The sequence below is a fragment of the Bacillus amyloliquefaciens DSM 7 = ATCC 23350 genome, from assembly GCF_000196735.1.
GTDB lineage: Bacteria > Bacillota > Bacilli > Bacillales > Bacillaceae > Bacillus > Bacillus amyloliquefaciens.
Map to the genome: position 1 here is coordinate 801,351 of NC_014551.1, position 22,726 is coordinate 824,076.

22 protein-coding genes and 3 pseudogenes are annotated in these 22,726 nt (G+C 41.9%); 18 read left to right on the forward strand and 7 right to left on the reverse strand.

Annotation, left to right across the window (positions count from 1 at the left end; genetic code table 11):
* The first annotated feature begins 76 nt into the window (after positions 1 to 76).
* The 3 genes from BAMF_RS24295 to BAMF_RS24305 are packed head-to-tail and all read left to right on the forward strand — an operon-like array spanning position 77 to position 1,741.
* Complete coding sequence (locus BAMF_RS24295) at positions 77 to 550, forward strand: low molecular weight protein-tyrosine-phosphatase (RefSeq protein WP_013351387.1); 474 nt, start codon at positions 77 to 79, stop codon at positions 548 to 550.
* A gap of 13 nt (positions 551 to 563) precedes the next feature.
* Positions 564 to 890, forward strand: a complete 327-nt coding sequence (locus tag BAMF_RS24300; protein ID WP_013351388.1) for a hypothetical protein — start codon at positions 564 to 566, stop codon at positions 888 to 890.
* Between the two features lie 11 nt (positions 891 to 901).
* The gene (locus BAMF_RS24305; protein ID WP_013351389.1) at positions 902 to 1,741 is read left to right on the forward strand and encodes a YihY family inner membrane protein; all 840 of its coding nucleotides are present in this window, start codon (positions 902 to 904) and stop codon (positions 1,739 to 1,741) included.
* Between the two features lie 186 nt (positions 1,742 to 1,927).
* On the opposite strand, the gene BAMF_RS24310 is transcribed toward BAMF_RS24305, so the two are convergent.
* Complete coding sequence (locus BAMF_RS24310) at positions 1,928 to 3,106, reverse strand: MFS transporter (RefSeq protein WP_013351390.1); 1,179 nt, start codon at positions 3,104 to 3,106, stop codon at positions 1,928 to 1,930.
* Between the two features lie 158 nt (positions 3,107 to 3,264).
* Here BAMF_RS24310 and cax point away from each other — a divergent pair, with 158 nt between their 5' ends.
* Together cax and BAMF_RS24320 are read left to right on the forward strand one after the other, a co-directional pair.
* Positions 3,265 to 4,320, forward strand: a complete 1,056-nt coding sequence (gene cax / locus BAMF_RS24315) for a calcium/proton exchanger (protein ID WP_013351391.1) — start codon at positions 3,265 to 3,267, stop codon at positions 4,318 to 4,320.
* Positions 4,321 to 4,391: 71 nt separating this feature from the next.
* A complete protein-coding gene (locus BAMF_RS24320) occupies positions 4,392 to 5,186 on the forward strand; it encodes a YfkD famly protein (RefSeq protein ID WP_088030488.1) in 795 nt (264 codons plus the stop codon).
* Positions 5,187 to 5,213: 27 nt separating this feature from the next.
* Here the strand turns inward: BAMF_RS24320 and BAMF_RS24325 are convergent, their stop codons facing one another.
* Positions 5,214 to 6,047, reverse strand: coding sequence for a mechanosensitive ion channel family protein (locus tag BAMF_RS24325; RefSeq protein WP_013351393.1), 834 nt, complete (start codon positions 6,045 to 6,047; stop codon positions 5,214 to 5,216).
* 6 nt (positions 6,048 to 6,053) lie between these two features.
* Positions 6,054 to 7,243, reverse strand: a pseudogene (gene yfkAB / locus BAMF_RS24330) (radical SAM/CxCxxxxC motif protein YfkAB).
* Positions 7,244 to 7,388: 145 nt separating this feature from the next.
* Here yfkAB and BAMF_RS24335 point away from each other — a divergent pair.
* Positions 7,389 to 7,574 carry an SE1561 family protein gene (locus BAMF_RS24335; protein ID WP_003155558.1) on the forward strand — a complete coding sequence of 62 codons (186 nt, stop codon included), beginning with the start codon at positions 7,389 to 7,391 and terminating at the stop codon, positions 7,572 to 7,574.
* A 100-nt stretch (positions 7,575 to 7,674) separates the two neighbouring features.
* Complete coding sequence (pdaA, locus tag BAMF_RS24340; protein WP_013351396.1) at positions 7,675 to 8,466, forward strand: delta-lactam-biosynthetic de-N-acetylase; 792 nt, start codon at positions 7,675 to 7,677, stop codon at positions 8,464 to 8,466.
* 34 nt (positions 8,467 to 8,500) lie between these two features.
* Here the strand turns inward: pdaA and BAMF_RS24345 are convergent.
* From BAMF_RS24345 to corA, 3 genes and pseudogenes are all read right to left on the reverse strand, one after another.
* A pseudogene (locus tag BAMF_RS24345) lies at positions 8,501 to 9,360 on the reverse strand (NAD(P)-dependent oxidoreductase).
* Positions 9,361 to 9,409: 49 nt separating this feature from the next.
* The gene (locus tag BAMF_RS24350) at positions 9,410 to 10,057 is read right to left on the reverse strand and encodes a hypothetical protein (RefSeq protein WP_013351399.1); all 648 of its coding nucleotides are present in this window, start codon (positions 10,055 to 10,057) and stop codon (positions 9,410 to 9,412) included.
* 63 nt (positions 10,058 to 10,120) lie between these two features.
* Positions 10,121 to 11,080 carry a magnesium/cobalt transporter CorA gene (corA, locus tag BAMF_RS24355; protein ID WP_013351400.1) on the reverse strand — a complete coding sequence of 320 codons (960 nt, stop codon included), beginning with the start codon at positions 11,078 to 11,080 and terminating at the stop codon, positions 10,121 to 10,123.
* Between the two features lie 106 nt (positions 11,081 to 11,186).
* On the opposite strand from corA, the gene BAMF_RS24360 reads away from it, so the two are divergent.
* Together BAMF_RS24360 and rlmD are read left to right on the forward strand one after the other, a co-directional pair.
* Complete coding sequence (locus BAMF_RS24360) at positions 11,187 to 12,050, forward strand: DNA-3-methyladenine glycosylase family protein (protein ID WP_013351401.1); 864 nt, start codon at positions 11,187 to 11,189, stop codon at positions 12,048 to 12,050.
* A 172-nt stretch (positions 12,051 to 12,222) separates the two neighbouring features.
* Complete coding sequence (gene rlmD, locus BAMF_RS24365) at positions 12,223 to 13,623, forward strand: 23S rRNA (uracil(1939)-C(5))-methyltransferase RlmD (protein ID WP_013351402.1); 1,401 nt, start codon at positions 12,223 to 12,225, stop codon at positions 13,621 to 13,623.
* Between the two features lie 1,430 nt (positions 13,624 to 15,053).
* Here rlmD and BAMF_RS24375 read toward each other — a convergent pair.
* Positions 15,054 to 16,436: a S8 family serine peptidase gene (locus tag BAMF_RS24375; RefSeq protein ID WP_013351403.1), complete on the reverse strand. Its 1,383-nt coding sequence runs from the start codon at positions 16,434 to 16,436 to the stop codon at positions 15,054 to 15,056.
* A gap of 457 nt (positions 16,437 to 16,893) precedes the next feature.
* Between BAMF_RS24375 and BAMF_RS41770 the strand changes: the two are divergent.
* From BAMF_RS41770 to BAMF_RS41675, 9 genes and pseudogenes are all read left to right on the forward strand, one after another.
* Positions 16,894 to 17,715, forward strand: a pseudogene (locus tag BAMF_RS41770) (ABC transporter transmembrane domain-containing protein); the annotation flags it as partial.
* Between the two features lie 48 nt (positions 17,716 to 17,763).
* A complete protein-coding gene (locus tag BAMF_RS41775; RefSeq protein WP_232502501.1) occupies positions 17,764 to 18,663 on the forward strand; it encodes an ABC transporter ATP-binding protein in 900 nt (299 codons plus the stop codon).
* 27 nt (positions 18,664 to 18,690) lie between these two features.
* Positions 18,691 to 21,288 carry a class III lanthionine synthetase LanKC gene (gene lanKC / locus BAMF_RS24390; RefSeq protein WP_013351405.1) on the forward strand — a complete coding sequence of 866 codons (2,598 nt, stop codon included), beginning with the start codon at positions 18,691 to 18,693 and terminating at the stop codon, positions 21,286 to 21,288.
* 91 nt (positions 21,289 to 21,379) lie between these two features.
* Positions 21,380 to 21,499 (forward strand): class III lanthipeptide, encoded by a 120-nt coding sequence (locus BAMF_RS42175; RefSeq protein ID WP_187265338.1) that lies wholly within the window; start codon positions 21,380 to 21,382, stop codon positions 21,497 to 21,499.
* 51 nt (positions 21,500 to 21,550) lie between these two features.
* The gene (locus BAMF_RS41655) at positions 21,551 to 21,679 is read left to right on the forward strand and encodes a class III lanthipeptide (protein ID WP_014469909.1); all 129 of its coding nucleotides are present in this window, start codon (positions 21,551 to 21,553) and stop codon (positions 21,677 to 21,679) included.
* A gap of 26 nt (positions 21,680 to 21,705) precedes the next feature.
* A complete protein-coding gene (locus BAMF_RS41660; protein ID WP_187265387.1) occupies positions 21,706 to 21,825 on the forward strand; it encodes a class III lanthipeptide in 120 nt (39 codons plus the stop codon).
* A gap of 20 nt (positions 21,826 to 21,845) precedes the next feature.
* Positions 21,846 to 21,977: a class III lanthipeptide gene (locus BAMF_RS41665; RefSeq protein WP_014469910.1), complete on the forward strand. Its 132-nt coding sequence runs from the start codon at positions 21,846 to 21,848 to the stop codon at positions 21,975 to 21,977.
* Positions 21,978 to 22,114: 137 nt separating this feature from the next.
* Positions 22,115 to 22,243, forward strand: a complete 129-nt coding sequence (locus BAMF_RS41670) for a class III lanthipeptide (protein WP_014469911.1) — start codon at positions 22,115 to 22,117, stop codon at positions 22,241 to 22,243.
* Between the two features lie 148 nt (positions 22,244 to 22,391).
* Positions 22,392 to 22,523 (forward strand): class III lanthipeptide, encoded by a 132-nt coding sequence (locus BAMF_RS41675; RefSeq protein ID WP_014469912.1) that lies wholly within the window; start codon positions 22,392 to 22,394, stop codon positions 22,521 to 22,523.
* Positions 22,524 to 22,726: the final 203 nt, after the last annotated feature.

The window sequence follows — 22,726 nt, forward strand, 5'->3', positions numbered from 1 at the left end:
GCCGCAGAAAAGTTGCTAAGATGATGATAAGGTTTTTGATCCTCAAAATATGGGGAAAGAATAGGGAGGTTACGATATGGTACATGTTCTGTTTGTCTGTCTGGGAAATATTTTCCGGTCGCCTATGGCAGAGGCGGTATTTTCTGATATGGTAAAGAAAAACGGGCTGGAAGATCAGATTAACATTGATTCAGCGGGAATCGGCGCCTGGCATGCGGGAAATCCGCCGCATGAAGGGACAGAGGAGATTCTAAAGGAGAAAGGGATCAGCACAAGCGGCATCACGGCAAGGCAGGTCCGTGAGTCTGATCTGACCGATTTCGATTACGTCATTGCGATGGATGCTGAAAATATCGGACATCTGCGCAGCATGGCCGGTTATAAAAAAGAGGTGCCGCGTATCGCAAGGCTGCTTGATTATGTACCGGAGTCGGATCTTGCGGACGTGCCCGATCCGTACTATACCGGGAATTTCAGCGAGGTGTACGCGTTGATCGAGTCGGGATACCGTCATTTGCTGGACACAATTAAAAAAGACCATCATTTATAAGGGGGATTGACCGATGAAACAAACACGCTTCATGGCAAAAGCGATTCTGATCGGCGCTGCCGCCGGCGGAGCACTGTCATTATTACATAAGCCGACAAGAGAAGCATGTTTCCGGAATATGGACGCGTGCAGGCAGCGTGCAGCATTTTACCGGAAAAATCCTGAAGCCCTGAAACAGGAGGCTTCTGCAAAAATGGATCAAGTGAAAAACATCGCCAATACCGTATCGGACGATCTGAGTTTTTTAAACAGTCAGATCTCTAAGCTGAAGCAGACAACACCGCAGGTCATTGAGCTGTTAAAAGAAACGAAGGAGCATTTTTCGAAAAACGATCATTGAGGTGGGATGTCATGAGTTTTATGAAGGAGCTGTTTGCAAGGTTTTCTCTGCATGAAGGACAAAGTAAATCGGCGGAGCTGGCGTATTTTTTTCTGCTGTCATTGTTTCCGTTAATCATTTTCATACTGACGCTCACCGCCTATCTTCCCATATCGGCAGAAGACGTGCTCGGCGCAGTCGATCAATACGCGCCCGACAGCGCCATGTCCATGGTGAAATCCATTACGGAGCAAACGCTGAACAAACGCAGCGGCGGGCTTTTGTCATTCGGGATTATCGCCGTCATCTGGTCGGCTTCCAACGGTATGAATGCGATTGTCAGAGCATTTAACCATGCCTACGAAGTCGAAGAAAACCGCTCATTTATTATCCTTCGCCTGACCTCAATTTTTTTAACTATCGCGATGGTGGTTACGATTTTAATCGCACTGCTTCTGCCGGTGTTCGGCAGAGAAATCGGACTGCTGGCTGCAGATTTTATTGGCGCCCCCGGCCTGTTTTTGAAGGTGTGGTCGGTTGTCCGCTGGGGTATCAGTCCGCTTATCCTTTTAATCGTGTTCACGGCGCTTTACATTTTTGCGCCGAATAAAAGGCTTTCCCTCCGCTTTGTGCTGCCGGGAGCCGTATTTGCGGCAGCCGGCTGGATTATCGTCAGTATGCTGTTCTCATTTTACGTCGGCACCTTTGCCAACTACAGCGCCACATACGGGAGCATCGGGGGAATTATCGTCCTTATGATTTGGTTTTACCTGACGGGAACACTGCTGATTTTAGGAGGAGAAATCAACGCGCTTTTACATAAACGTAAAAAGCTTCCTGATGAAAATCCCTACCGCGGGAGCAAGCTATAGAGGAACGGATGACGTTCAAGCTGAAAACGGAGGGGAACCGATTATGACCAAGCATACGAAAAAAGGCGGAAGCCATAATAAACAAAACTCAAAAAACGGCCCGAAGAATAAAACAAGCGGAAGCGCGAACGGGCAGAACGGATACCACTAGAAAGAAGCCGCCTGGTCTGGAACAGGCGGCTTTTTTTATGAGACCGGAAAAGAATGGGATTCAGATGCAGGGCTGTGCTTTGTTTTTCCGAAGACGAGCGCAAGCCAAATACAGATCAGGATCACCGTAATAAAATAAAACAAATTGGCGCTTTCAAACCGCTGCATATACCAGCCGCCCGCCACCGGCCCGATCATGCTGCCGAGGCTGAAGGAAATGCCGCAGAGCAGATTGCCCGCCGGAAGCAGATGGGACGGCAGCAGGTCGCTCATATAGCTGATACCGAGGGAAAACATACTGCCGACCGCCATCCCCGCCATGAAAAAGCAGCCGCCGATAACGGCAGGCGACGGAAACAATCCGGCCGTCATAAAACACAGGGCGCCCATCAGTAAAATGACGAGCAGGACACGTTTTCTCCCAAACCGATCGCTTAATAAACCAAGCGGAAACTGGAATACAATACTTCCGATGGCGAAAGCGGGCAATATCAGCGCGACGGCATCAACGGATATGCCTAAGCGCAGGGCGTACACGGGGAAGCTTCCGTTCAGCGCCGTTTCTAAAAAGCCATAGCCGAAAGCCGGAAGAAAAGCGACCCAGCCGAAAAGAACGGCGCGGTAAAAACGTTTTGCGCTGTTGTCCCCGGATGTTTCATCCGGACCTTGCGGCGGGTACTCATTACGTAAGACAAACACAAACAGCCAGGCGGCAAGACTGATACAGCCGGATACGATAAACGGAAGGGACGGACTTGTTTTCACAAGAGGAACCATGAACGGACCGACAGCGAATCCAAGCCCGAAGGACAGCCCGTACAGCGAAATGTTTCTTCCTCTGTTTTGAGGCGTTGACTTTGAAGTCACCCACGTTTGGGTTGAAAAATGCAGCATATGATCGCCGATTCCGATAAGCAGCCGCAGAAAAAACCATATCCATATGGATTGAAGCCAAATAAAACTGAATAAGCTGATGATGACAAGAAATCCGCCCGTTACCATCAGGGGTTTGTATCCGAGCTTTCTCAGCGGCGCTTCCATAAACGGCGACGCAAGAAGCACGCCGATATACAGGCCGGTTGCGTGAAGGCCGTTTATGGCGGCTGATTCTCCGTTCGTTTCAAAAATGACGGAAATCACCGGCAGCAGCATGCCTTGGGAAAAACCGGAGATGGAAACAAGCAGAACCAAAATAAAGAAGTACAGTCGTGACATCGCGTATTTTCTCCTTCTTCAGTATCTGTTTTGATCGCACACGGATTTTTCGCGTCCGGCAACCTGAAAATGCCAATTTAGGTTTCTCCGGAAGTGTAATTGAGGGAGTTTTTGAGAAGGATAAAAAAGACTCATTCGAAAAAGGAGCCACGCTGAATATGAATCGGATTTTTTTCTTTACGGCTGCGGCGGGGGTGCCGCTTTCAGTTATCGGAAGCCTGATACACTGGCCGTCAGCTGTTTTGTTTATTATTTATTGCTTGACGATTATTGCGCTTGCAAGTTATATGGGAAGAGCGACTGAATCTCTTGCCATTATCGCGGGTCCGCGGATCGGCGGCCTGCTGAATGCCACGTTCGGAAATGCGGTAGAGCTGATTATATCGCTTTTTGCCTTAAAGGAAGGGCTGACGGGCATCGTGCTTGCGTCACTGACCGGTTCGGTGCTCGGCAATCTTCTGCTCGTCGCGGGTTTGTCGTTTTTTATCGGCGGTTTGAAATACAAGCGGCAGGAATTCAATATTCATGATGCCCGGCATAATTCAGGCCTGCTGATATTTGCCATTATCGTAGCTTTTGTCATTCCCGAAGTGTTTTCCATGGATATGGGGGAAAAAAGCAAGCTTAATTTAAGTGTCGGCATCAGCATCATCATGATCCTTTTGTACGTGGCGGCTCTTTATTTCAAGCTCGTCACTCACCGCGGTGTTTATCAGCCGAACCAGCCGGAGGCCAAGGAAGAAGAGGAGCAGCCTGAGTGGTCTGGGAAACGAGCGACAGCCGTCTTATTTATCGCAACCATTATCGTCGCCTACATATCTGAAAATCTCGTCAATACGTTTCATGCGGTGGCTGAACAGTTCGGCTGGAGCGAGCTGTTTATCGGAGTGATTATCGTCGCAATCGTCGGAAATGCCGCAGAACATGCGTCGGCCATCATTATGGCGTACAAAGACAAAATGGATGTCGCCGTTGAAATCGCGGTCGGATCGACTTTGCAGATCGCCATGTTTGTGGCCCCGGTGCTTGTGATCTGTTCCGTCTTTTTCCCGGTCAATATGCCGCTTGTATTCACATTGCCTGAGCTTGTCGCGATGATATCATCCGTCCTTTTGATGACGATGATTTCAAATGACGGTGATTCGAACTGGTTTGAAGGGGCTACGCTCCTTGCGGCTTATGTCATTATGGCGATCGGATTTTTCCTGCTTTAACCTGTAAAAAAATGCGGATAACAACGATTGCGGAGGAAAAGACTAAAGGAAAATGCTATAGAAAGAGTGATATGATGAGAAAGCTGTTTCATGCCACAATGATTCTGCTGTTATCCTTTAGTATTTTCGCAACGCCGTCTGCCGGTGCAAAGAAACCGTTTAAGGTTCCCAACTCTGTCGTAAGCATTTCAAAGGAAAATACGTATCCGAATGCTTCACAGGACCAGCCGATGCTTCAGCCGAGCAAACTGGCAAAGGAATTGTTAGATACATCAGAGATCAACATCGAAAATCCGCATCTGATTAAAATGCTGAATGAAACCACGGTTTCCGGTTCGCCGCTCGCCATCGGATACCGGGCGAAAATATTTCTCGGGAAATGGGCGCTCGGTTATCAGTCGAACGAAACGGTCGCCAACTGGGAATATAAAAAAATCAACACAAACAGAGCGGATAATCGGGGCGGGCAGCAAGCCGCGGAAATTTCATACGCACAAGAACAGCAATACAAAATCAAAGGCGGGCTCACAGCAAAAGTGCCGAACGCAGAAGATGTAAAAAGCATGATGATGCAAAAAGCGATGAAGAAAACAAAACTGCCGCTTGCATTTGAAACAGTCATCGGCGCAGGCACAAAACGCGATCAAACCTATAAAATTTCTCCGCGGCGGCTCGGCTATTTACACGCCTATGCCCCGGCCGTTAATGAAAAAGGAAAAGTAACATACGGCGAAGTGTATTTGGTGCTGAAAGGCAGCAAGCGGAAACTTGTCGTCAAAAATGTAACCTCGCAAGGAATCGGCGCTTGGATTCCGGTGCAGGACCATGTCACATTCGGCTTTCAAATTACAGCGCAGCCGAGATAAATGAAAAAGCTGATTCCGGTTTGGGAATCAGCTTTTTTCTGTATAATACATCTCCTCAAGCAATTGCACATTGTTGTTGTACAGCTCCCGGGCAAGAACGCGCCTCACCGCAAGGCTTGCCGAGAAGTATTCTTTGTCTTGAACCATGCCTTTAACGGTAAATTCAATGCCTCTCGTCAATTTGTTCAGGCTCATGATTCCATGCACTTGAAACGGCTCCGCCGCATTTAGAAATTCATCCCGTTTCAGTGAATCGCGAAGTTCATCATTGAGCATGTCACAGGCTTTTTCTAAGATGGCATATACCCGCTCGGGGTCTTCCTTATAGCTGATCACGACAGACTCGGTAATCCGCATAAAATCAATGTTATAGTTCTGAAGCTGTCTGACCTCACCATTTGAAATGGTAAGCAGCTTGCCGGAGAACTCACGGATCTGCAAGGAACGGAGTCCGATTTCTTCAACTGTGCCGTTGAACAGATTATTAATCGTCACGTAATCGCCTTTATGCAGCTGGCGTTCGTATATTAAAAATACACCGGCCAAAATGTCCTTGATTAAAGACTGGGCTCCGAAACCGATGACGATACCGGCAACCCCCGCCCCGGCTAAAATTCGCCCGAAATCATGAACAAATAATGAAATGACGTAAAAGATAAAACCGATCGTCGCCGTATACTGGGTGATGGACCGGACGAGGCTTTCGATTGTCTTTCCTTTCCGTTCCTCCAGGAAATCAGTGCGTTTAAATAACACCTGTACAAAGCGGTTGATCAGAAAAACACCGGCGTAAAGCACGAGAGCGACGATGATGATCTCAACCACTTTGCTTTTAAAAATATCTGTAATTGTCATTTCCATCTACTGTTAACCTCTGGCTTTGCGTAATGAAAAATCTGTCTCCTGATAATAACTGTTTTTGACAAGGACGTTTGGGCCGAGGCACCGCACGTTTGAGCAGCGGCAGTTCAGCTCTTTGCTCAGCTTCGTCTGTCTCCACTTGTCATACGCTTCAGGAAGGCTGTCTGTTTTAATATTGCCGAGCGGCGGTGTATCGCCGAAATCCGTCACAATGATATTTCCGTCAAAAATGTTGACATTCAGGCGTGAGCGGCCGTCAGGGTCGTTTCGCACCGTAACGTTTTTCGCTTCCCGCAGGCGGCGGAGCAGCTTCTGGTCTTCTTCATCAGGGCTGCATGCGTAAAACGGCAGCGTGCCGAACAGCATCCATGTCTCTTCATCGCGAATGTCGAGCAGATGATGAATGGCCTGTCTCATGTCTTTCAGGCTCAGTGATTCAAGCGCGCTGGCGAAATCACTCGGATACATCGGATGGACTTCGTGCCGCTGGCATTTCATTTCTTCCGTAATCTGTCGGTGAATATGTTCGATATGCGGCAGCGTGCGCTTGTTCAGCATCGTCTCCGCCGAAACCATGACGCCTGCCTCAACCAGCGTGCGGCTGTTTTCAATCATTTTGTCAAAATAGCGCGCCCGCTGTTCAAATGTCGGTTTCTTCTCCATCATCGCAAATCCGATGTCGGCAAAGTCCTCGACCGTTCCCCAGGTTCAAATGTCGGTTTCTTCTCCATCATCGCAAATCCGATGTCGGCAAAGTCCTCGACCGTTCCCCAGTTGTGGGAAATGTGAAGGACGTCCAAATAAGGAATAATCCGTTCATAGCGCCCGATATCAAGCGTCAGGTTTGAATTGATCTGTGTGCGCACACCGCGTTCATGCGCATATTTCAAAAGCGGGACGACATATTCCTTTACCGATTTCAGCGAAAGCATCGGTTCGCCGCCCGTAATGCTGATGGAGCGTAACAGAGGAATTTCTTCGAGCCGCTTTAATAAAAGGTCGATCGGCAGCGCATTCGGGTCTTTCGGCTGAAGCGTGTATCCGACAGCGCAATGCTCGCATCTCATATTACACAAGGTCGTCGTTGTGAATTCAACGTTCGTCAGTTTCATATCTCCATACTGGTCCACATCCATGTACGCTTCCCAAGGGTCGTACTCCGGTGTGATCGGACGCAGTGCTGTGTTTTGTGTCATGACTATCTAACTCCTTTATAAATGGGCATACTAATGTCTGCCAACTGTTAATTTTAGACCTGATCTGTCAAGATCGCAAGTAGCGGAACCATTGAAAAACGGCAAAAAATACGCTACCATTATAAAAAATGAATGGAGTGGAAGTATGGGGAATGCAGTAAACAGCAAAGATCAGCAGCTCGATTACTTGAAGAACAGACTCGATATGTTTATGAATGTCATTGATTCGTTAGACCCTGAATCAACGGACGTTGAAGATATAGACCGGCTCATCGGCATGCTTGATGATCTGGAAGCAAAATACGAACGGTTTAAAAAGGATTGGGAATAAACCCCGGCATCTGCCGGGGTTTTTCTCTTTCCATAATGCGGCTGTATAAAAGGGGAGAGCCTACTGCAAAATAAGGAAAAATGCAGAAGGAGTGCTGTGCATGAAATGGTTTTGTTCAATTTGCTGCATGGCCGTTTTACTTGCGGGAGGCATAAACAGCGCAGAGGCCGTGCCGAATGAGCGGATAAACTGGGGATTTAAACGCAGCGTCAATCATCAGCCGCCGGATGCCGGCAAGCAGCTGGACAATCTGGTCAAAAAATATGATGCCTTTTATTTAGGCAATACGAAAGAAAAGACCATTTATTTAACGTTTGATAACGGATATGAAAATGGATACACCCCGAAGGTGCTTGATGTGTTAAAGAAACATCATGTCACGGGCACTTTTTTTGTCACAGGCCATTTTGTAAAAGAGCAGCCTGATTTGATTAAGCGGATGTCAAAGGAAGGCCATATTATCGGCAATCATTCTTTTCATCATCCTGATCTGACGACAAAAACGGGTGATCAGATTCAGGACGAACTCGATTCCGTCACGGAAGCTGTTTACAACATCACCGGAAAGCGGGACAACCTGTATCTTCGTCCGCCGCGCGGCGTATTCAGTGAATATGTCCTGAAGGAAACGAAGCGCCTCGGATATCAAACCGTTTTCTGGTCCGTCGCATTTGTCGATTGGAAGGTTAAGGAGCAGAAAGGGAAAAAATACGCCTACGATCACATGATCAAGCAGGCGCATCCCGGCGCGATCTACCTTCTCCACACCGTTTCAAAGGACAATTCAGAAGCTCTGGACGATGCGATTACCGATTTGAAAAAAGAAGGATACACATTTAAAAGCATTGATGACCTTATGTTTGAGAAAGAAATGAAGCTGCCGCGCTTGTAAAAAACACCTCTCCTGCTAATGGAGAGGTGTTTTGTTATTTCAGGCATTTAATCAAAGCGGCCCAATCCAGATCCCCGAAGCCTTGTTCGACCCCGCTTTCAAAATGGCTCTTGGCCAGCTCGGCAAGAGGGAGTTTTGCGGCAACCTGTTCTGCGGCGGCAAGCGCCAGATTGGTATCTTTCAGGCCTAAAGACATTTTGAAACCGGCCGGTTCGAATTTCTGCTCGGACATAATGGTTCCGTAATTTTGATAGACGGGAGAGCCAAAGAGCGCGTTGGCGATTTCTAAAAATTGTTTTTATTCCAAGCCGTACTTCTCCATCATTAAGAATGATTCAGATAACGCTTCCAGCATAGAAACGAGCAAGAAATTGATGCTGATTTTGGCCGCGTTGGCTGTTTTGGTTTCTTCACCGGTGTCAAATACTTGTGACTCAGGCTTTTAAACAGCGGTTCGGCCTTTTTCTTCGCTTCCTGAGGACCGGCTGTGATGATGCGGAGCTCGGCCTTCTCAGCCGCATCGGGACGGCCGAGGACGGGAGCGGCAATAAAGGACTGTCCTCTGCTCGAATGCGCAGCGGAAAGCTGTTCTGACAGCGCCGTGCTGATGGTGCTCATTGAAATATGAATGTCGTTTTCAGATAACCCGGCAATAATGCCGTCAGCCCCGAAAGTCACACCTGTTACGGCTTCATCGTCCGACAGCATTGACAGCACAATGTCCGCATGTTCAGCTGCCTGACGGGGCGTTTTGGCATATTCGGCCCCTTTCTCCAGCAGATCAGCCGCTTTTTCTTTCGTCCGGTTATAGACAGTCAGACTGTATCCGGCTTTCATTATATTTTCGGCGATGGGGCGTCCCATATTGCCGAGTCCGACGATGGCGATCTTCATTAGCAGACCCTCCAATGAAATGTTTTCCATCGTTATACATGCAAAACGTTTATTCTGCTGTGTGCAGGCTTGCAACTTTTAGGTCAGGTTCTGAAGACCATCCGCTGTCTGATGCGGCTTTCCCTTTATAAAAGCCGGTAAAACGCGTCTTGATGATTGTTTTCGACCGGGGCTTTACAGTGAATGTTTTTGATTTAAATGTGACGCCCTTTACGTTCTCAGATAGATCAGGTGTGACAGATATGGTTTGTTCCCCTTTTCCATAATAATTGATATAAATCGTGCAGCTCATGCTCGCTTTTTTGCGCTCAATCAGATGACTGCATTCACTGAGGTGCTTCAGATATTCGACAGCCTTTCTTTCAGGCGCGAACTGTTTTAAGGAAAAAGCGGCATATTCAGTGACAGGACTGATGCTGGAAGAGACCCCCATGCTGAGAAAGATCAGAAACAGCCCCTCAGCGGGAAGCGCCCGTCTGAACGAGGCGGCACACCAGATTAACGCCGCAAAGTATAGCACAACCCCGGGAATGACGGAGATATGGGCTCCATCTTCAGACCAAGAAGAAAAGCCGAGCGACTCAAAGATGTAATCAGACATCGTACAGCCGTTATACAGCGGGGCAATGGACATGACACTGAGAAGCAGAAGGGCGGAAGAAATGGTTTTGTGAGAAAGAATGGTAACGGCGCACACCTCTTTACGTTTTTTTCCAACATATCATGTTTTCACAAAAAAAAGAACAGCCGGCAGCCGTTCTTACTTGAAAATATTAAACCAGCCTTTCCGGGCGAACCAAAACAGCATGGCGGCCACAAGAGCGGCCATTACGCCCAAAACGATAAAATACCCGTATTTCCAATGAAGCTCAGGCATGTTATCGAAATTCATGCCGTAAACTCCCGCGATGAATGTGAGCGGAATAAAAATGGTCGAGACGATGGTTAACGTCATCATGATGGCGTTCATCCGGTTTGAATTCAGCGTCACATAGCTGTCCCGCAGATCTGACGTCATATCACGGTTTGACTCGATCAGCTCAGCCAGTTTTAACAGGTGGTCGTAAATATCGCTGAAATATGCTTTTGTTTCACGGCTTTCTTTTACATGGTCAAGACTCAAAATCCGGTACATTAAATCGCGCATCGGAATGATCGTCCGCCTCAGGTTCAAAAGATCAGTCCGCAATTCAAACACTTCATTCATTAAAGTGCCGTAAGATTTATGTGTTCTGCTGTCTTCAATTTCATTCAGCCGGTCTTCAATTTTGTACAGCACAGGGAAATATTCATCGACAAGCTGATCCATAATCATATACGTTATGTGTCCGGGCCCTTTTTTGGCTAACCCCGGAGAAGCGAAAAACCGTTCTCTTACTCTCGAGATGCCGGGCGATTCGTGCAGATGGAAGCTGACGATGAAACGGTCGGACTGAAAAATGTCCACCTCTTCCATTTCCAGTGTGTCCGGGTTCAAGGCGTGGAGCACATAAAAACGGTAGCCGTCATAATGGTCGATTTTCGGCCGCTGCATGTGCTGAAAGCAATCCTCAATCGCGAGCGGATGAAAATGGAAATAATCCCGCAGCAGCTCGGTTTCATGCATCTCGGCTCCGAAAAAATCAATCCAGTACCATGCGATGTCCGGTTGTTCTGTACGTGATAGGGGGATATTATCTAATATCTCATTATGTGTTGTGATTGCGGTTATATGTATCATAAACAACCCTCCGCCTGCCATTATATCATGCGGCGTTATGAAGAAAAGTATACGAATTGCCGTCGGAACGCTTCGTGATATACTTGGACAAAAAGGGGTGGAGCATATGTGGGAGGAAACGGTTTCGGTCACGCCGCCGTATCATTTTGATAAAGTGCTTGAAAGGCTGTCACTCGATCCGCTGAATGCGGTCGATCTTACAGCAAGGTCAATTAAAGTTCCGCTCAGAACACGGGACGGCAAACTGTCGGTCATCACGGTTCAAGCGAAAGGCACCGCCATAGATCCGGTTTTCCTCGTCAGCGGCGAAACGGACCGCGAGGAGATGATTGAACGGATCAAACACATTTTTCAGTGGGAGCAGCCGCTTCAGCCTGTGCTTGATCATTTTTCAAAAACAAATCTGTCTGCGCTTTTTGAAGAGCATGCGGGAACCCCGCTCGTGCTGGAATACGATGTGTACAACTGTCTCATGAAATGCATCATCCACCAGCAGCTCAACCTGTCCTTCGCTTTTACCTTAACGGAACGGTTCGTCCATGCCTTCGGCGAACAAAAAGACGGCGTCTGGTGCTACCCCGAGCCGAAAACGATTGCGGCGCTTGAGTATCAGGACTTGCGGGAGCTTCAGTTCAGCATGAGAAAAGCGGAATATGCGATTGACCTTTCACGGATGATTGCAGACGGAGCGCTCAATCTTGCGGAACTTCCCCAGTTATCGGATGAAGACATTATGAAAAAGCTGATCACCATCAGAGGCATCGGGCCATGGACCGTCCAAAACGTCCTCATGTTCGGCCTCGGCCGCCCGAATCTGTTTCCTTTGGCAGATATCGGCCTGCAAAACGCCGTCAAACGCCGCTTCGCCCTTGAGGATAAACCGTCAAAAGACTTGATGCTTCAAGTAAGCAGGGAATGGGCGCCGTATTTAAGCTACGCGTCCTTGTATTTGTGGAGAAGTATTGAATAAAAACAAGATGGCTTACCGATGGCATTTGATCGCTTCCGAGTATTTTTTGGAAACTTCCGGTGAAAAACATGAAGGAACCGCCGGCTGCATGTTATACTGAAAAGATGTGATATTTCAAATCAGCCGTTTTCCCATGAGGATGGCTTTATTATAGAAACGGAGAGAATAAAACGTGAATCAACATCAAAAAAAGGCGCCTGCCGAATTGAAAATCGGACAGACATTTCCGCTGACCATCAAACGCCTCGGCATTAATGGAGAGGGCGTCGGCTATTTTAAGAAAAAGGTTGTCTTCGTTCCCGGCGCTCTGCCCGGCGAAGAAGTCGTTGCCGAAGCGACAAACGTTCAGCCGAAATTTTCAGAAGCACGCGTCAAAAAAATCCGCAAGCCGTCTGAACACCGCGTCACGCCGCCTTGTCCGGTATACGATCAATGCGGCGGCTGCCAGCTTCAGCATCTGGCCTACAGTCAGCAGCTTCGCGAAAAGCGCGATATCGTCATTCAGTCTTTGGAACGTCATACGAGATTCAATGTTGAAGAAATGAACATTAAAGAAACGATCGGAATGGACAACCCGTGGAATTACCGGAACAAAAGCCAGTTTCAAGTCGGACGCTCGCAAAGCGGCAGCATCATTGCCGGCTTATACGGACTTGATTCCCATAAAATTGTTCCGATTAAGGAATGCATTGTCCAGCATCCGGCGACGAACAAAACAACGGGTATTGTCCGCCGCATATTGGAAAAACACAACGTATCTGTTTATAACGAACGGACCAAAAAAGGCGATGTCCGCACCATCGTGACGAGAGTCGGTTTTGAAACAGGCGAAGTGCAGGTCGTGCTTGTCACGGCGAAAGAGACACTTCCGAATAAAGACGAGATCGTCAAAGCCATTCAGAATCGTCTGCCCGAAGTGAAATCGATTATTCAAAACATCAACGGCGCGCGCACATCCGTCATTTTCGGGGACAAAACAAAAGCGCTGGCCGGAAGCCATGCCATTCAAGAGGTACTTGGTGACGTGTCATTTGAATTAAGCGCCCGCGCTTTCTTCCAGCTCAACCCTGAGCAGACGGTCAAGCTGTATGACGAAGTGAAAAAAGCGGCGCAGCTGACCGGAAAAGAAAAAGTCGTTGACGCATATTGCGGCGTCGGTACGATCGGCATGTGGGTCTCAAGCGGGGCGAAAGAGATCCGCGGCATGGACGTCATTAAAGAATCAATTGACGATGCGAAGAAGAACGCCAAAAAACACGGCATCAAAAACGCGGCATATGTCACAGGAACAGCTGAACACTGGCTCCCGAAATGGACGAAAGAAGGCTTCCGCCCAGACGTGGTCATCGTCGACCCGCCGAGAACGGGCTGCGACGGAACATTTTTAGATACCATCAAAAAAGTAAAACCGAAACGCTTCGTCTACGTATCCTGCAATCCTTCCACACTGGCGAAAGACTTGCAGGCGCTGTCGAAGGACTATCGCGTCGAATATATTCAGCCTGTGGATATGTTTCCGCAGACGGCTCATGTGGAAGCTGTGGCGAAGCTTGTATTGAAATCGTCTAATTAAAAAACGATTCCTGATCAGATCTGGATTTCGGCAGAATGAACCTTGCCGATTTCCGGGTCTTTTTCATAGGGAGCCTTTGCCCTGACTGTCTTTTCTCAGAGAACTTTATTTTCACTGACGAAAAGAGCTGAAAAAACGTGCGGAAACCCTCATTTTTTAGATCAATTCCTAAAGCTGTAACATGATTCAACAGTAAAGTTCTATCATGCTGCTCCATAAACATATTCTTTTTTTCGTTTGGAAACGGTATTACAGACAAAATATGAAGAGCAATAACGACTCGTTCAAGTCTCGTGAATACTTGTAACTCCTGTGAATATTTTGTAAACTCCTTTTTTAAAGAGTAAAGCCCCTGTTGCTAACTATACGTGAATAATTGCTCCTTATAATGATCTATCGCTTGATTCATACAATGTTAAAGTGCCGATAAGGCAATGCGTTTATCCGGATCAGCAGATAAAATCAATATGATCTTTAATTGGACTAGGGGTTTGATAATAGTCAACAATGTAATAACCACTTTTTGGCTTAGCGTAGACAACATGTGCTGCTCTAGTTCTAGTAAGGCCTTTGCAACTGTCCTATGACAGGTGCATTTTTTCATGTATTAATAATAGTTGGCATCGTTACATTTTGCTTAATTAGCTAATTGTTCACTATGATTATGAAATGGTTTGTTAAGGGTGAATTTGAATGAAAAGCAATATAAAAAGAGGTCTGATAATTGGATTTATTGGAGCGACTTGTTTTAGTTTACATTACTTGCTTCAAGTATCGCTGTCCCTATTTTGATGAGACAATTGTTGGATTGGGTAGGACAGCAAAAGGGCTGCATACGTGGATTTTGTAAGTATGATTGGGAATGGTATTACAAAGTAACACCGAGAATAAAGCCGAATAAAAAGAGAAAAGCACTGTTGATTGTGAAGAGGGATAAAGAGTGTTTGGGACTGCTAAAGAAGAAGTAAGAATAGCGGGAATTATTTTAGAAGCAGAAAGAAAACCAACTAGAGTGAGCCCTGCAAATTTTAGGAGAACTTTATGAGTTGGTTCATGGTCCCGTAATCAAAATTTAGTCCGTACACAAAATCGTATAGAGGGATTTAGGCTAAGGAAGGTTAAGTGGGCTATTGAAGATAGATTAAAGCAAGGGAAAGAATTGGTCTGTTTATAAGGTGCTGCTACATGCTGGGTTTTGTGCGATAAAGAAATCAACAATAGCTAAAGAATTGAATACTCAGGCTGAAATAAAATATGACACAAGCAACTTAGTAATATTAAGTTGCTTGTGAACTCAACTTATTTGGTTATTCTCAATATCCCGTAAATACAATTTATTTCATCTCTACTTCATCATCATTATCGTCTAGTAATCTTTTTTTATTAATCAAAGTATTTTTAGTGAAAGTTCGAGAACTACTTAATATCTTTTATCTCTCAATATTAAGCAATGATTCGTAAGCATTTACGATACCGCTACCTACTTCATTCTTATCTAAGTTTTCAACGTGGTCTGTGTTCTGATATAAGTTTTCTTCAACCTTACGATTTGGCATTTCCTCTCCATATTTTTCGTAGTATTCTGTCTTTAATAGGGCTGCTGTAGCAGTTACTATTGGAGCTGCTACACTTGTCCCTAAAGTAGGTTCATATCCCTTTTGAAAGCCTAGTGACTTACTTAGCGGAGTTTGCGGGATATTGACAGGGGAAGTAGTCCATACCAAGCTATATAGATCAATCTTATTTGTATCCAGATCACCACCTGGGGCTGCAATTGAGATGTTTTTTCCATAATTTGAGTAAGAAGCTTTTGTATTTTGCGCTGTGGTGGCAGATACAGTAATTACATCGTTATCTCCACCAGGAAGATGTAGGATATTGTCCTTTGGTTTACCTAATTGTTCTGCAAGTTTTTTTGAATTTGAGATATCATATCCATGGTTTCCAGCTGCTGCAACAATTAAAGTATTGTGTTTTCTAGCGAATTTAAAAGCTTTTTCAAAAAGTTTTATAGTCTCTCTATCATCTTTATCTTTTTTTGATAAAAAAGTAGATAAACTTAAATTAATTACGTCCATATCATCTTCCGTAGCTTTAACAATTGCGCTTATAACCCAACTTCTTTTAGATTTACCGTTTTTATCAAATACTTTATACGGCACTAAACCAAGATTTGGTCCAACTCCTTTTACATCCCCATTAGCAGCAATTATTCCAGCCACAGAAGTTCCATGCCCATAAAAGTCTTGTGTATTATCTTCAACTGGAACAAAAGACTCTCCAGTATCTACAATATTTTTTTTGAGGTCTGGATGATTGAAATCTATGCCTGAATCGATTATCCCTACTTTTGTATTATGAGATCCTTTATTTATATGATAACTTCGATAATCATTTGTAACTTGCTTGATATTCCATAACCAACTGTCATAAAGAGTGTCATTACCTTCCGTGAATTGTGATGAAGGTGCCACTTTAGCAGGAATATGTTTACTTTTATCAGGAAGAGAAATTTCTTTATCCTCAATAATTTCATTTGCGTCTAATTTTTCTTTAGCAATATCTTTGATTGCTGAGAATTGGCTTGGTTTTATATTATTTATTACCAATAAATCTAGTTCTTTAATATAATTTGTTTCTATATTTGAATACTTTTCCTGAACCTTGTTTATTGTCGATTCACTAATTTTTGAGTCGAGGTTAATTATGATAGATTCATCATAATTTGATTCTTCAGCACGAGAGCTAACAGGTTGTAAACTGGATACAATTACAAATAAGAAAACTATCGAAATTCTTCTTAAATCCTTCATTTTTTTATACTCCTTTCTCTTTATACATTTCATTATAAGATTGTATATAACCCACCCTTCACATTCCAAAAAAATGAAATATAAGTATATTTAATTCAATTTTATAAAATATAAGTAAATCAGTCAATGCATATTTTTCTAATTAGAAGTGATTATCCCCGGAAACGTCCCTTTAGTATGATTAATTTAAATTTCTTTTTATTCTTTTATACTACGCCTATGGTTTTGTGGGCAGAAATATTAAGAGTGAATATACATTTCGTAATATACAAAAGTAGAATAATGTATAACCAAAGACCTGTTTTTTTATAATTTGTAAAATTATATATTGACTTACAGTTATTGAGTGTGAAATATTGTTTATAGGAAAATCAGGAAAGATATGGCGTATGTCATTTCAAGAGTCATTCGATATAAAAAGTTGAGACATTGGAATTAAACGAAAGAGGTGAAAATGATGACCAACCCTAATTTTAAATCGAAAGAGTTTTTCTTCTTACTGAGTAAAACCAGACCGAATATAAGATTATTTATATTGGCAATATTTTTAAGTGGATTAAGCGCAATAGCTTCTACCTTAGTGCCTCATTATTTAAAAAGTCTAATAGACTATTACAATATTCATGAAAAGATCAATTTGTGGGACCTATTAGGACTGCTAGGGATATTTTTAAGCAGCGGAGTAATTGGGGCAGTTGGTAGTTATATGTTAAGTGTAGTAGGATATAATGTTGTCGCAAATCTCAGAAATTTATTATGGGAAAAGATAGTTATACTGCCTGTAGAATTTTACGATAAGAATCGTTCTGCGGATATAGCAAGTAGATTTGTTAATGATACTACGGTGATTTACAACTTAGTAAGTAACTCTTTTTCGCAATTTATCAATGCTATATTAATAGTGCTTTTTTGTGGATTTTGGTTGTTTTAGTATGATTGGCAATTGACACTAGTGATTGTCGTAGCAATTCCAGTTTATTTATTAATTTTTATACCTTTAGGAAGAATTTTATCTAAATTATCTAAAATGACGCAAAGCTTAACAGGTGAATTAAATGTAAGAGCTGTTGAAACAATATCTGCAATAAGACTGGTTAAATCTTCAACTGCAGAAAAATTACAAGTAGAAAAAGGAAAAGAAGATGTTGAAGCTTTAAGAAGCATAGGCCTAAAGCAGACAAAATGGATGGTTATTTTAAACCCTATCATTAATTTAATGATGATGCTTATCATTATTAGCATAATTGGATTCGGAGGGGTTAAATTAGCCAATGGAAGTTTATCGCCAGGAACGTTTATAGCATTTCTGACACTTATGTTCTATATCATGGGTCCACTTAATAACTTTGGGCTATTCTTTACTCAAATACAAAAGACAATAGGTGCAACAGAAAGAATTTCTCAATTGATATATGAGCAAGGAGAAGATCAGCATAAAGGAAAAGAATTAGCGGAAACCAATAAAGATTTAGTGATTGAAAATTTATCATTTTGCTACAGTAATGAGGATAAAGCATTTTCCTTGAAAAATATTAATTTAATAATAAAAAGAGGAAGTGTTAATGCCTTAGTAGGTCCTAGTGGTAGTGGTAAAACCACAATCATCTCTATTCTGGAGAGATACTACAAGCCCAACAGCGGAAATATTTATTTTGGTGACGAGAATATTGAGTTATTTTCATTAAATTCATGGCGTAGCCAAATAGGATATGTAGCACAGAATCATGATTTAATAAGCGGTACTATTAGAGACAATCTCATCTTTGGTTTAGAAAATCCCCCAAATGAAAAAAGAATAGTAGAAGCATGTAAGAAGGCATATGCATGGCAATTTATAAGTGAATTGCCTAACAGTTTAGAAACTAATATTGGAGAAAAAGGTCTGAACTTATCAGGAGGACAACGACAAAGAATTGCTATTGCGAGAATGTTTCTGAAGAATCCAAATATAATCTTTTTAGATGAAGCAACTGCAAGTCTTGACAGTCATTCTGAACGAATTGTGAACGAAGCAATGAAGAAGCTTATGAAGGATAGAACCGCTATTATAATAGCACATAGGTTATCCACCATTATAAATGCTGACAATATCATTTTTATGGAAAACGGTGAGATCACAGGTCAAGGGAATCATTGGGAGTTAAAGAATAGTCATAAATTGTATCATCAATTCTGTGAGCAGCAGTTTAAAGAAGATAGTACCGATCCATTAGTATTAACCAATTAAGAGCGGCTTAAGAGAGGCGAAAACAAAATGGACAAAAAATTAGTTTATTTCCAACACATGAGTGAAGATTCAAAATACTATATAGAGAAAAGCCCAAATGCAGAGACTGATCCATATGAAGTACATAATATACCAAATTACTATACTGTTAGTACAGAATACAAATCACCATGGAAGTTTTATAATAATCCAAATCATACCCTCAAAGAACAAGGCTGGAAAATACACGTAAGTGCAACAATGAATAATGCTCAGGATATATTAGAAGTTGTGAGTCAAATTATATTTAAACATCAGATACCATTTAAACATATTAAAGATAAACAATCTCTATTTAATATGAATTCGAAGCATGGTAATCGAACTTCATCTGGAAAATTTATCGCTATCTATCCTTCCTCTAATAACATGTTCTTCAGGTTATTGAATGAACTTTATGAAGAATTAAAACATTATGAGAATGGACCATACATACTAAATGATAAATCGTGGAAGGACAGCAATATATATTACCGATATGGTGCGTTTAAGAATATTTACAATGAAAGAGGAGAACTTTGTATTAAAGACGAAAATGGAAACCTAATTCCGGATAATAGACAGCCGTATTATAAAATACCTGAATTCGTAAGTGATTTTGATCAGTATTTAGATTCCAAGAATAACTTATTAGATACTCAAGATGTAAGTAATTTTAATGATTATGAGTTCCAAGGAGTCCTTAGGTTTAATAATGGTGGCGGTATATATACTGGAATAAGGAAATTGGATGGGAAAAAAGTAGTAATCAAAGAAGGAAGACCTAAAGTAGGGTTAGATGGTCAATTTAATGATGCGATTGATAGATTGAATATAGAATACGAAGCATTAAATAAACTTACAGATGTTGAAGGTGTTGTTAATGTACTTGATTACTTTAAAGCTTGGAAACATGTATTTTTAGTTGAAGAGTTTGTAGAAGGTGTAACTCTTCAAACCTGGTGTGCAATCAATTATCCGTTCAACGTTGAAAATGATAAAAATGAATACATTAGTAAGGTGAAAAAAATAATTAATAGCTTGGTCAAAACAATTAAACTAGTGCATAGTAAAGATGTTGGTATGGGAGATTTACAACCCCAAAATATAATGATAACCCCCGAATCAAATGTTAAGATTATTGATTTTGAGGCTGCTAGTGCTCTCTCTGAAGAAAACGGAGCGTTGCAAACAATTGGCTACACAAATAAGAAAAATAAGAATCATAAAGAGCGTGATTGGTATGCACTAAAGAAAGTTTTAAGATTTTGTATTCTGCCAATAGGTCCGGTTGCTGATATAGAAGAAACCATTAAAAAGAAACATGATATGTGGATAGAGGACGAGTTTGGCAAAGATGTCTATCAATATGTTGTAAATACAGAAAATCTATGTGACAAATACTTATCTGACACCAAAGAAAAGATATTCAAGAATAGTTATGACAGTAAAATACAAAAAGAAATGGACATGTCAAAAGTAATAAAAGGATTGAGAAACAGTATAGAGAGTAATATTTTGCCCAACAGCTCGCTAATTCATGGCGATGTACGGCAATTTGTAATGCCATCTGGAAAGTTAAATGTACTAACTGGGGGAACTGGAGCTGCATTGGCATTGTACAGATCTGGAAACGTCAGCAAGGAAGTTTGGGATTGGATTGAAAATGTTTTACTTGAAAAATTGAATGTTCTTAATGATGATGTTGGGTTATTTACAGGACGAGCTGGTATCGCAGCAACATTGTATGAATTGGGATACATAGAGCAAGCTATGGACTTATTCAATAATCTGTCATATGAAGATATGAAAGATATTTCATTAAGGTCAGGATTGTCGGGAATAGGTCTTTCATTAATTAGCTTATACATGGAAGAAAATAATAATGATTTTTTGGTTACTTCTGAAAAAATTGCTGATCAGATAGAAAAAAGGATTATTGAAGATGATAAATTATCAGTGACTGATTTTGCAGCAGTACCTATAGGTTTGATTGATGGTTGGTCAGGAATATCTTTATTCTATGCGGCATTATATTCAGTTACTAAGAATGAAAAATATTATTTAAAATCAAAAGAATATATTGAGCGAGATTTAAAACATTGTAAGGTAGATGAAGAGACGAATACTTTGCAAACATATGATGATCAAAACCCTCGATTATTACCCTATTTATCTGGGGGATCAATCGGAATAGGAATTGCTATTTGGTATTTAAATTATGTAAAAAATAATAATTTATTTAGAGAAGAATTAGAGCAAATAATCAATTTAAATAAAGTAAGGATCGCATATAGCGGTGGATTGTTTGATGGGATCGGTAGTTTCTTGTTAATCCCGCCAATGACTAAGGAAAAAAATGAAATCAGTCAGCATATTGAGCTGGCATTGAGAAAACTAGAATTGTTTCTTATCCGCAAAGATGATCAAGTATTATTCCCTGGAAACTTCAGCTTTCGTTTAGCAGATGATTACTACTCCGGAAGTGCTGGCATAATATTGGGCATAAACTCTATCCAGTTTTCAAATCCGTTATATTGGTTGCCAATAATAAAAATTGATAGTTTCTTAAGAAAGACAAAAAAAGAATTGTTATTAAACAATTAAAACTCTAACACTTATATTCGATGATAATCATTGAAGATTAGAATTAAAGCAGTTAATATACAGAACTTATGAAGGGAGGTGAGAAAAGAAAATGAAAGAGGTGCTGGTACTTCAACAATTTGATGAAAAATCTGAAGTGGAGCCTACGGCATGGACTGTTACTCTAACAACTATTTCAGTTACATTATCTACCCTTAGTAATCATTGCTAATGAGAGAGAAGGATAATCTAAGAAAGAGTACTTGAAAGGAGGTGAAACTAAATGAAAGATGTATTGGAACTTCAACAACTGAATGAAGGAACTGAAGTAGAAGCTTCAAAAGGCAAAGGTGGCTTACTTACACTAATCACAACGATAGTTGGCTCATCTACTATTAGCAACAACTGTTAAGATATTTAAGAGGAGTGGATGAACAAATGAATGAAGTACTAGAGTTGCAACAATTGAGTAAAGGTTCAGAAGTAGAAACAGCTGGGTGGACACTTCTAACAACACTCATCGGTACATCTACTATTAGCAATAGCTGTAATAAATAATAAAAAGGAGGTGAAATTGAATGAGAGATGTATTGGAACTTCAACAACTGAGTGAAGGAACTGAAGTAGAAGCTTCAAAAGGCAAAGGCGGCTTACTTACACTAATCACAACGGTAGTTGGCACATCTACTATTAGCAACAACTGCGGATAAAAGACCAAACATAACAAAAAAAGATTTTCTGCGAGTGCTGAAGTAGAAACAGCTGGGTGGGCACTTCTGACAACGCTCATCGATACATCTACTAATAGCAATAGCTGTAATAAATAATAAAAAGGAGGTGAAATTGAATGAGAGATGTATTGGAACTTCAACAACTAAATGAAGGAACTGAAGTAGAAGCTTCAAAAGGCAAAGGCGGCTTACTTACACTAATCACAACGGTAGTTGGCACATCTACTATTAGCAACAACTGCTAATAAAAGACCAAACATAACAAAAAAAGATTTTCTGCATATTTCTAGTGCTGAAGTAGAAACAGCTGGGTGGACACTTCTTGACAACACTCATCGATACATCTACTATTAGCAATAGTTGTAATAAATAATAAAAAGGAGGTGAAATTGAATGAGAGATGTATTGGAACTTCAACAACTGAATGAAGGAACTGAAGTAGAAGCTTCAAAAGGCAAAGGTGGCTTACTTACACTAATCACAACGGTAGTTGGCACATCTACTATTAGCAATAACTGCGGATAAAAGACCAAACACACTAAAAAAGTACGCTTGGTCTTCATACATTATATGAAAGCCTAAACAGGAAAAGGACCCCAATCCTTTTCCTGTTTCTAAAAAAGGAATAAATTTAGTTTTCATATAAATTCTTTTCACTATCCCATACTTCTTATTTATTGTCAATGGAAAATGAATGAAGTGGGTGACTTAGTTCTTTATTTATATGT